7 protein-coding genes are annotated in these 6,544 nt (G+C 39.8%); 2 read left to right on the top strand and 5 right to left on the bottom strand.

Going from position 1 to position 6,544, the window contains the following annotated elements; translation table 11 throughout:
• On the top strand, positions 1–670 hold a 670-nt coding region (locus QMD82_07920), incomplete at its 5' end, for a SpoIID/LytB domain-containing protein (protein ID MDI6851841.1).
• Positions 654–1,745, top strand: a complete 1,092-nt coding sequence (locus tag QMD82_07915; protein ID MDI6851840.1) for a glycoside hydrolase family 15 protein — start codon at positions 654–656, stop codon at positions 1,743–1,745. The genes QMD82_07920 and QMD82_07915, both read left to right, overlap by 17 nt.
• Here QMD82_07915 and QMD82_07910 read toward each other — a convergent pair.
• From QMD82_07910 to QMD82_07890, 5 genes are read right to left on the bottom strand one after another with little or no spacing between them, the layout of a single operon-like run.
• Positions 1,692–2,681 (bottom strand): Gfo/Idh/MocA family oxidoreductase, encoded by a 990-nt coding sequence (locus QMD82_07910; GenBank protein MDI6851839.1) that lies wholly within the window; start codon positions 2,679–2,681, stop codon positions 1,692–1,694. The two genes, QMD82_07915 and QMD82_07910, sit on opposite strands and share 54 nt — an antisense overlap.
• The gene (gene lpxA / locus QMD82_07905) at positions 2,662–3,459 is read right to left on the bottom strand and encodes an acyl-ACP--UDP-N-acetylglucosamine O-acyltransferase (protein ID MDI6851838.1); all 798 of its coding nucleotides are present in this window, start codon (positions 3,457–3,459) and stop codon (positions 2,662–2,664) included. Before lpxA ends, QMD82_07910 begins: the two co-directional genes overlap by 20 nt.
• Entirely contained in the window at positions 3,456–4,721 is a 1,266-nt protein-coding gene (gene lpxC, locus QMD82_07900; protein ID MDI6851837.1) for a UDP-3-O-acyl-N-acetylglucosamine deacetylase, read from the bottom strand. Before lpxC ends, lpxA begins: the two co-directional genes overlap by 4 nt.
• Complete coding sequence (lpxD, locus tag QMD82_07895; GenBank protein ID MDI6851836.1) at positions 4,690–5,697, bottom strand: UDP-3-O-(3-hydroxymyristoyl)glucosamine N-acyltransferase; 1,008 nt, start codon at positions 5,695–5,697, stop codon at positions 4,690–4,692. The genes lpxC and lpxD overlap by 32 nt, the downstream gene beginning before the upstream one ends.
• Positions 5,684–6,376, bottom strand: coding sequence for a TIGR02253 family HAD-type hydrolase (locus tag QMD82_07890; GenBank protein MDI6851835.1), 693 nt, complete (start codon positions 6,374–6,376; stop codon positions 5,684–5,686). Before QMD82_07890 ends, lpxD begins: the two co-directional genes overlap by 14 nt.
• Positions 6,377–6,544: the final 168 nt, after the last annotated feature.

Here is a 6,544-nt window from a genome sequence, read left to right as displayed (position 1 = left end):
CGAAGGGTTTAACAACAATCCATATCTCAAAAGCATCGTGAATGAAACAAGAGGAGAAGTTATCACATACAACAACAAGGTTATTACGGTTTTCTACCACTCAAGTTGTGGAGGAGCATTAGCTTCATCAGAAGAAATTTTCGGGAAAAAGCTTCCTTACTATATAGCAAGGAGAGACATGTATCAAAAAGACACACCCCTCTCCTTATACACCGACACAGATGTTAGAAATTTCATAGATCGTGGAATCTCTGCCAATTGTGACAAAGGAAACAGATATTTCAGGTGGGAAAGGGCTATTAGTTCCACTGAACTCTCATTAAATATAAAGAAAAAATTTGGAAAGCACCTCGGAAGAATTTTGAATATAAAAGTTACCAAAAGGGGGCCTTCGGGAAGGGCCCAGGTAATCTTTATTGAAGGCGAAAACAATTCTACCTTCATTGAAGGAGATTTTGACATCAGGAGGGCATTGGATACCAATATGCTCCCCTCCTCCCTCTTTTATGTTGATAATATTGGTGAAGTTTTCGTTATTAGGGGAGCAGGGTTTGGACACGGGGTTGGAATGTGTCAATATGGTGCCGCAGAGCTTGCGAGAAACGGAAAAAGCTACAAGGAAATATTAACTTTTTATTATTACGGCGCAAAGGTTGAGAAAATTTATTGAGTATATTAAATCCTGTTCTGTAAACGGTGGATTTTTAGCCTCTCCTACATACAAACCTTATCAAAAAGTTTGGCTAAGAGACCACTCTTTTATTACTCTATCCCTTATAGAGCATGGAGTTAACGTAGATAAAGAAATTTGGTGGCTTAAAACACTATTAGAATTGGAAGGGGAAAAAGTTAGAATTATTTTAGAAAAAGACAAAGGCTCACCCGATTTTTTGAATCAGGAACTTCATCCAAGAGCTCGTTACACTCCCAATTTCAAAAAATACACCGACCCGTGGTCCGAAAGGCAATACGACGGTATTGCGCTTGCGTACGCGACGGTTTTAAAGTACGAAAATATGGAAAATGAAAGAGTTTTAAGAGAAGAATTGAAATTACTCTATGACAATTATTTTTTTAAGGTATTCGATACACCCTGCGCAGATTTGTGGGAAATGCATGATGAATACATCCATGCCTACACCCTTGGTGCAATCTATTATTCCTTGAATATTAGAAAAGAACAGGTAAAAGGCAACCTCTTTGAATATGTTGAATATTCTAACTTTTTAGAAAATCTTCTCAGCGAAATCTTAAAATTCGAAAAAAATGGAGTTTGCTTGAAAATGAAAAAAACTCTGAGGGATGAACCTTTGGGTTTAGACGCATCCAATCTTTTACTCTTTACTCTCTTTGATGCGATTAAAGATATTAACTTCTTAGAAACCACCTTGAACAAGATTTATGATGAACTCTCACCTGACGGGATTGGCTTAAGGAGATTCATTATAAACAGTGAAAAAGATACCTATTTTGGTGGAGGCGTTTGGTTTATCCTGAACTTTTGGGCTTCAGAGGCCTTCATGAAATTGAAAAACAAAAAAAGGGCACAAGAACTAATAAAATACCGTTTTAGATTTCCACTACCAGAACAGATTGTTGAGGATCACCTGATTTTCTCAAGGGAAGGAAAGAGATACTGGATAGAAAAAAGCAAATTAGAGAACGATGGGATTCCGGGACCTGCAGAACCCCTAACCTGGAGTAATTCCGAATTCCTCCGGGTGTCTAATCATATAATTCTTTAAGCTTTCTTGCACTTTTGCGCTGATCGCCAGCGCAACTTTGAGAGCCCGTAACCCTTCTTCACCAGTAACGGGAGGATCTTTTTGCTCAACTAAAGAATCAATAAAAGCTCTCAACTCAAGGTTAATCGGCTCTATGCTAGTATCAACTTCGGGGAAATAAGGAAGAATTTCGTCATTGTGTCTACAAAACATTTCCACGGTCCTCTGCAAATAATCGATAGCTATGTAAGAGTTTATCTGGAAAAATCGAGCCTTTCTGATTTTTTTAAAGGAAACACGGGATGCGGTGAGCGTCGCTACCGCTCCGGATGGGAAAGTCAGCCGGGAATTGGCGATGTCAACCTTTTCTGTAATAATTGGAGCCCCAACAGCATCAATAGAAACCGGTTCCTCTTTAAAGAACAACAAAACAATGTCAATGTCATGAATCATTAAATCGAGTATTACATCCACATCAACACCTCTCGGATTAAAGATTGAAAGACGGTGAATTTCGGCAAACAGAGGCCGTTCAATGTATCTCGCAACCGCGGTAAAAGCCGGGTTGAATCTCTCCACATGCCCAATCTGTAAGATAAGTCCTTTTTTCTTTGAAAGTGCAAGAATTTCCTCCGCCTCTTCATAGCTTTTAGCCATAGGTTTTTCTAAGAATAGATGTTTCCCACTCTCCAAGGCTTCTTTACCCACCTGATAATGGAACTGTGTCGGAACAACGCAGATTACCGCATCGACATTATCCAATAATTCCCTGTAAGTTGAAAAAACCCTAACCTTATATCTTTCACCTATTTCCTCTGCCCTTGCAAGATTCACGTCAAAAATTCCTGCAAACTCAACAAAAGGAGTATCAAGGGAAATGTTTCTCAAATTGCGTACATGGATTTCACCAAGGTGACCAACACCAACGACTCCGATTCTAATCTTCTTTTGTTTCATGTCCCGTTCTCCTCAAAACACCCCTTTTAGAGCTGGCAATAAAATCAAGGAGATACTTTATATCTTCATTCATGGGAAGTTCATTCTTGATGGTTTCAATTGCTGATGGCAAAGAGAGTCCCCTTCTGCAAAGTATTTCAAAAGCTTCCCTTAAAACTGCAATTCTCTCTCTTGAGAACCCTTTACGTTTTAAACCAACGATATTAAGCCCATAAACCTTTGGTGGTTCTCCTGCAATTTTCATAAAAGGAAGAACATCCTGAGAGACCTTAACTCCACCCCCAACAATAGAGAATCCGCCTATTCGTGCAAATTGGTGCACTCCTACAAGCCCTGAAACAAAGGCGTGGTCATCCACCTTCACATACCCTGCAAGTTGTGCAGCGTTTACGATGATGCAGTTGTTACCTACCTCCACATTGTGGGCAAGATGGACATAGGCCATTATGTAATTAGAATCGCCAACCTTCGTATAGTTCCCCTCACCCGAAGCGGTATGAATTGTAACAAACTCTCTGATAACATTATCGTTTCCAATCTTTATAAAACTTTTTTCTCCCTTATACGAGAGGTCCTGAGGAAGACCACCAATGTATGCATAAGGACCAATCAAATTTCTCTCGCCTATTTCCACGTTACCTTCAATAACTGTATGGGTACCGATTTTAGAAGCATTTCCTATGTTTACATTACCCCTAATTACTGCATACGGGCCAACCTCAACATCCTCACCTATAACTACATTTCCCTCTATTACAGCCGTTGGATGAATTTTCACCTCTCAACCTCCGTAATCTGTGCCATTAGCTCTGCTTCTGCAACTACTTCCTTCTGGCATCGGGCAACCGCTTTTACCTTAGCCATCTTACCCCCAAATCTTAACAACTCAGCTTCTATCACCAGAGTATCTCCAGGTTTGACGGGCTTGCGAAATCTTGCATTATCAATACCTGCAAATAATATCAGTTTTTTGTCAGAGGCCTTGATGTGCTTCAAGATCAAGAATCCACCTACCTGGGCCATTGCCTCAATGATCAAAACACCTGGCATTACGGGGAATTCAGGAAAGTGTCCCTGAAAAAAGGGCTCATTAATGGTAACATTCTTAATTCCTACAACTTTTTTCTCCGATAAAGATTCAATACGGTCAACGAGAAGAAATGGATACCTGTGTGGCATTATCTTAAGAATGTCATAAATGGAAAAATCAACTCCGCCGAAAATCTTGTCAAGTTCTTTGACAAGTTCTAAATGAGCTTTATGTCCTGCCTTTTCCAGAACGAATTTCCCTCTAACCCTCCTTCCAAGTAGGGCCATATCTCCAATAAAGTCAAGAATCTTGTGCCTCACGGGTTCATCGGAGTAAAAAAGACCACCTTTAGCTTCGAAATTCCTCCTCCCTACTACAACCACATTGTCAAGGCTTCCGCCCTTCCCGAGTCCTGAATTCAATATTCCTTCAACCTCTTCTTCTAAAAGAAACGTTCGAGCCCTGCTTATCTCGTTAAAATAGGTTTCCGGTGAGATTCTAAAATACGCATATTGGTAAGAAAGCAAAGGATGACCGGGGTATTGTAGACCGTAGCTTACTTCAAATTCACGCGAAGGAAAAACAGAGATCGTAAAATCCTGGGTGACGATGTTGACCGGTTTTTTTACTTCGAGATACTCCCTATCCTTAGATTGTTCGACTAAGCCAGTATTTCGAATTTCCCTTGAAAACTCAAAAGCAGAGCCATCCATTCCTGGAATCTCAGGACCGTCCACCACAATATAAACGTTATCCACTTCGCATCCCCAGAGAGCAGAAAGGAGATGTTCAACAGTCATTACCACAGCATTTCCTTTGCCAAGATTCACACCCCGGTTAATACTGTGGAGATTTTCATAGTGCGCTTTTATCTCGACATCATCAGGGTATTTATGGAAAACTATACCTGTTCCTTCCTCTGCCGGTTCCAAAATTACGGTACTTTGCTCACCAGAATGTAATCCGATGCCCTTAAACTCAATCCTTTTCCTTATCGTCCGTTCTTTCAAACCTTTCCTCCAGTCTTTTTAACCTTTCATAAATTTCCGGCAATTTTTCTTCAATGGCCCTAATTTTCAGAAACTTTGACCTTTCTCTCGCAAAATATCCACCAAAAATTCCAGGGCCTGGAATGCTTTTTGCAACACCAGCCTTTGCCAGTATTATGACATTATCACCAATCTCAATATGATCAGAAATTCCAACTTGCCCACCCATCATTACCCAATTTCCAATTTTTGTGCTACCAGCAATCCCTGTTTGCCCCGCAATCACAGTGTGTTCACCGATTTCAACATTATGTCCCACATGAACCTGGTCATCAAGCTTGGTTCCTTTTTTAATAATTGTATTTCCAATCGTAGCTCTATCAATAGTTGCGTTGGCGCCTATTTCACAATCTTCTTCAATGATAACACCCCCAACTTGAGGTATTTTAACATACCCATTGGGCGTCCGATAGAAGCCAAATCCATCTGCCCCTATAACAGCACCCGAGAATAAAACGGTATTGTTTCCAATTTTAACATCATGGCCGATATAAACAAAAGGATATATAATTACGTTCTCTCCTATTTCGGAATCACTTCCAATGAAAACAAAGGGATAAATTTTTGTACCCTTACCAATCTTCACATTTTTTCCAATAAAGCAAAAGGGAGGTATTTTCACATCTTCAGGAATTTCGGCATCGGGAGAAATGGGGGTAGATGCGTCAAACTCATCCCTCTTTTCAAAATGCTTCAAAACCTTCGCCATGGCCTCTTCTTTACCCTCAACAATAATAAGGGAAGAATACTTTGCTTTTTGAGGTTTAAAAGAAGAAATTAGCAAGCCAAATTCCTTTTCTTCATCAAACTTTCTATCAAACAAGAAAGTAACATCTTCAGGCCCCGCAACTTTCACTGGTACAGGTTTTTTAACTGGGAAATGGGGATTACCTTCTAATTTCCCACCGAGTTCCTGAGCAAGGTCACCCGCTTTCACTTTTATCCAGCTCCTCAATTATAGTTAAAATTTCACCAACCGAATTCACTTCGTAATCTGCACCAGAATTAACGGTCCCAAAAGTATTCCCATATCTTGCAAAAACCGTTATCATACCGAGAGTTTTGGCACCTATAATATCTCTTTCCGCCCAATCACCCACCATAAGAGTTTCCTGTGGTTTGACCCCCAGCTTGTTGAGAGCAAATAAAAATGGTTCTGGATCTGGCTTTCTTTTGTTCGTATCTTCAAAAGCTACTACAACCTCAAAAAAGTGATGCAAACCCGTTTGTACCAATCTTGTCCATGCTTGAAGTCTCGGAGCGTCTGACACCACAGCAAGCCTCTTACCCCTTTTAAGAAGTTCCATTAGAGTATAATAAACCTTTGGATATAAGGCCAGTGCCCCTTCCTTAGCCCTTCTATAGCCGACAATACCTGCAGCAAGTATCTTATAGTTTATTTCTCCATAAAGTTCAAGAAGCAGTTTATCAAAAACCTTCTGATCCTCTATGCCCTCTCTATCGTAAATTTCGTAAACTTTTCTAATAGCCTCTTCCTTTGTCATATTTAATCCTGCATCGATCATCGCATCAACCGCACCTTCAACGGCCATCTCTTTCATTTTCATGAAATCAACCAAAGTATTATCAAGGTCAAAGAGTACTGCTTTGATCATAACACAGTTAATTATAATTCCTTAAATATGCGCCTTCAAGAAAATAGACCCTCATAGAGTTTAAAAATGATAATCTTTCATGTCAATTTGCTTTCTGAAAAGCTTTTGTTATAATTATCAGTGATGACTTCAAAACACGCTGAATTTAAAAAATTACTTTTTCTTGTG

This window comes from bacterium (assembly GCA_030019025.1).
Classification (GTDB): Bacteria; Hydrothermota; Hydrothermia; order UBA1063; family UBA1063; genus UBA1063.
This window is presented reverse-complemented; position numbering and strand designations above follow the sequence as displayed.

Bases quoted from the DNA above. Each gene is read 5' to 3' on its own strand.
- QMD82_07910 (MDI6851839.1), bottom strand. From the start codon at position 2,681: ATGAAACAAAAGAAGATTAGAATCGGAGTCGTTGGTGTTGGTCACCTT.
- QMD82_07890 (MDI6851835.1), bottom strand. From the start codon at position 6,376: ATGATCAAAGCAGTACTCTTTGACCTTGATAATACTTTGGTTGATTTC.